The following is a 3,038-nucleotide window of genomic DNA, read 5'->3' on the forward strand; positions in this document are numbered from 1 at the left end:
TATGCAAAACCTCGCCGATGCTGACCGCCAATTTGCTTCTCCGTGTCTGCGCCCTCGTTTCCAGCGATGTCGGTTTCGTGGCCCTTTCGGCGCCACGAGATCAGATTCGCCGAGAGATTCTCGCGAATCCCTAATCATCGCCGGTCTTGCCGCATTTCCCCAACGTCTTCGCGTATTGCTGGAAAATGCCGCTATGAGTTCAAGGCTCAGCGAGGGATCGTGATGCCGAATGTCTGAGAGATGAGCACGACGTTGAGCAACAGCACCGCGCCGGCGCAGACCGCGGCGACGATTTGCGTCATCGGGCGGTTGGCGAAAGCGCCCATGACATCCGCGCGCCGCGTCAGGAGGAGCAGGGCAAACATCGGTATCGGCAGGGCGATGCTGAGCACGACCTGACTCATTACGAGCGCCTGCGTGGCATTGACGCCCCAGGCGACCAGCGCGAAAGCCGGCAGCATGGTGATCAGCCTGCGCGCCCAGGTAGGAATGCGAAAGCCGATAAAACCCTGCATGATCATCTGTCCCGCCATGGTGCCGACCGTCGAACTCGACACGCCCGAGGCGATCAGCGAAATCAGAAAGATGCCGCTGGCGCCGGCGCCCAGCAGAGGCGTCAATGTGTGATAGGCCGTCTCGATCTCCGCGACATCGCTGTAGCCGGCGTGAAAAGCGCTCGCCGCCATGATCACCATGGCCATGTTGACGAGGCCGGCGAAGGAGAGCGCGATGATCACTTCCCGGTTGGAAAAGCGTATCACCTGACGTCGCTCGGACTCGTTGCGGACCGGCGTGCGGCCCTGCGTGAGGCCGGAGTGAAGATAGAGGGCGTGCGGCATGATCGTCGCGCCGACAATGCCGACGGCGATGAACAGGGCCCCATCGTCGGCGAGCTGCGGAACGAAGGTGTGGAAACCCGCCTTCGCCCAGTCGACCGGCGCGATGAACATTTCGGCGAGGTAGCAAAGGCCGATCAAGGCGACCAACCCGCCAATGATCAGTTCAATCGGCCGGAAGCCGCGGTCCTCGAACATCAGGATGCCATAGGAGATGATCGCCGTGACGCCCATGCCGGCGATCAGCGGCATGTGGAACAGCAGCGAAAGCCCGATGGCCCCGCCCAGAAACTCCGCCAGATCGGTGGCCATGGCGGCGATTTCGCTGACGACCCACATGATCCAGACAATCGGCCGCGGAAAATGCGCGCGGCACAGCTCGGCGAGATTGTGGCCGGTGGCGATGCCCAGTTTGGCGGACAGGGCCTGAAACAGCATGGCGATCAGATTGGCGAGCGCGACGACCCAAAGCAGCCCATAGCCATATTTGGCCCCGGCCTGAATATTGGTCGCGAAATTGCCGGGGTCCATATAGGCGATGGACGCGATCAAGGCGGGGCCGGCAAAGGCCAGATAGGCGCTCGGGCCGCCGCCCCTTCCCGACAGAAGCTGGCGCGCTGCGAAGACGTTTCGTTCGGTCAAGGAAGCCGACTTCAGAGCAGTTTCGAATTCCATCGGAAAATCCGGGGTCTTTGCATTCATGGCTGGCGTTCGGCGCACCTGACCCAAGTCGCCAACAATGCTTTTATATTAAAAATCACATCTTCAATTGATAGTCTACAAGATCGTAATAGGCAGACATACACATTTCGTGCGTTATGTTATATTACAAATGTAACATGAAGATGGTTCTGTGTAATATTATGTTACACACCAAGCCATCGCTGCAAAGTAACAATGAAATTGAACCCAACCAGTTTGTGCGTCGCAGCAATTCAATTTTCCTGTAGCGAATATATAACATGGATGAGATCCATTGTTTCGTTATTTCTTCCTTTTTTGCTGGCATGAAGTTTGCCGCTCGATGCCGGGGTAGAGCCGACATCGGAGAGCGATCGAGGCCTTTACTCCCGACAGAACGACAACAGAAATCAAAAAGGGATGGACATGAAAATATTGCATGCAATCGCGCTGGCCGTCGCCCTGCTGGTCGCCCCTTGGGTCTATGTCAGCGTTGGCGTCCCCACGCTGCATCTCAACGCCTGGATTGGCTTCATCGCATGGGGCGCCTTCTTTGCCGCCGGCGGCGGCGTACAAGCGATCACCAAAGTCGGCGGCGCCGGACTGGCGGGAATTGGTTTGACCTTTCTGACCCTGCTCGCCGTGCAATATGCGGGTGGCGGATTGTGGCCGCTGGTCGCCTTCGTGACGATCCTCGCCTTCGTTCTCGTGGCGATGGCGGACGTTCCGGCGCTCGCCTTCACGCCTGCCGCTTTCCTGGGCGCGGCGAGTTTCTTCGGCTCACAAAGTCCGCTTGACGCTACCGCCTTGTATGTCGCTTTGACCTGGGTGGTCGGCTTGGGTCTGGGCTATGCTTCCGAGCGACTTGGGAAATTGATAGCCGGCGGCGCCGGGGTCGAGTCCAAGCTGTCGGAGGATCTGACGTAAGCTATAGCGTTTTCGAGCGAAGTGGGTGCCGGTTCGCGTAAAGAACCGCAGGTCCGCGAAGCGAATACGCGTCAAAACAAAAATCTAGATCGTTTCATTGTTTCCATGAAACAATGAAACGATCGAGGAAGCAAACGAGAAAGCTGATCGAATCGTTTCAACAATGTTGGAACGATCGGTCAGCCGATTCCGTCCACGGTTGCGACGCTGCGATGTGACCCGTCGCGAAATCAAATCGACCAGCGGGCGCAGCTTGACGGCCGGAGATCACCCCGAACGCAACGCGACGACATCCCGCGGTGAAAGCACGAGCCCGTCTTGGCGGCGGATTCACCAAATCACGCGCCTGAACCGCTGTTTGAAATCGATCTCGTTCAATTCCTCGCTGCAAGAAATCGAACGCGAGAATCGCATCCCCATCTGCGCGTCTCGTTATTCCGAGGCCGATATTTCTTCCAACAAAAAAATTCCGGATGCGCGCCAGCGCTTCCGGAACTCTTGACGGCGGAGCCGCTTTGTCAGATGGCGCGCGCGCTCATCTGCTGGGCGATATATTCGGCTTGGCGGATCGCCAGCGAGACGATCGTCAAAGTC

Annotated in this window: 3 protein-coding genes; 2 read left to right on the top strand and 1 reads right to left on the bottom strand. The window is 58.1% G+C overall.

What is annotated here, in order from left to right:
* Positions 1–206: 206 nt before the first annotated feature.
* Positions 207–1,511 carry an Nramp family divalent metal transporter gene (locus tag ACE3S9_RS17595; protein ID WP_374547782.1) on the bottom strand — a complete coding sequence of 435 codons (1,305 nt, stop codon included), beginning with the start codon at positions 1,509–1,511 and terminating at the stop codon, positions 207–209.
* Between the two features lie 339 nt (positions 1,512–1,850).
* Here ACE3S9_RS17595 and ACE3S9_RS17600 point away from each other — a divergent pair, with 339 nt between their 5' ends.
* The gene (locus ACE3S9_RS17600; RefSeq protein ID WP_374547780.1) at positions 1,851–2,444 is read left to right on the top strand and encodes a DUF1097 domain-containing protein; all 594 of its coding nucleotides are present in this window, start codon (positions 1,851–1,853) and stop codon (positions 2,442–2,444) included.
* Between the two features lie 318 nt (positions 2,445–2,762).
* On the top strand, positions 2,763–3,038 hold a 276-nt coding region (locus ACE3S9_RS17605), incomplete at its 3' end, for a hypothetical protein (protein WP_374547781.1).

It is taken from the genome of Rhodoblastus sp., from assembly GCF_041915505.1.
GTDB lineage: Bacteria > Pseudomonadota > Alphaproteobacteria > Rhizobiales > Beijerinckiaceae > Rhodoblastus.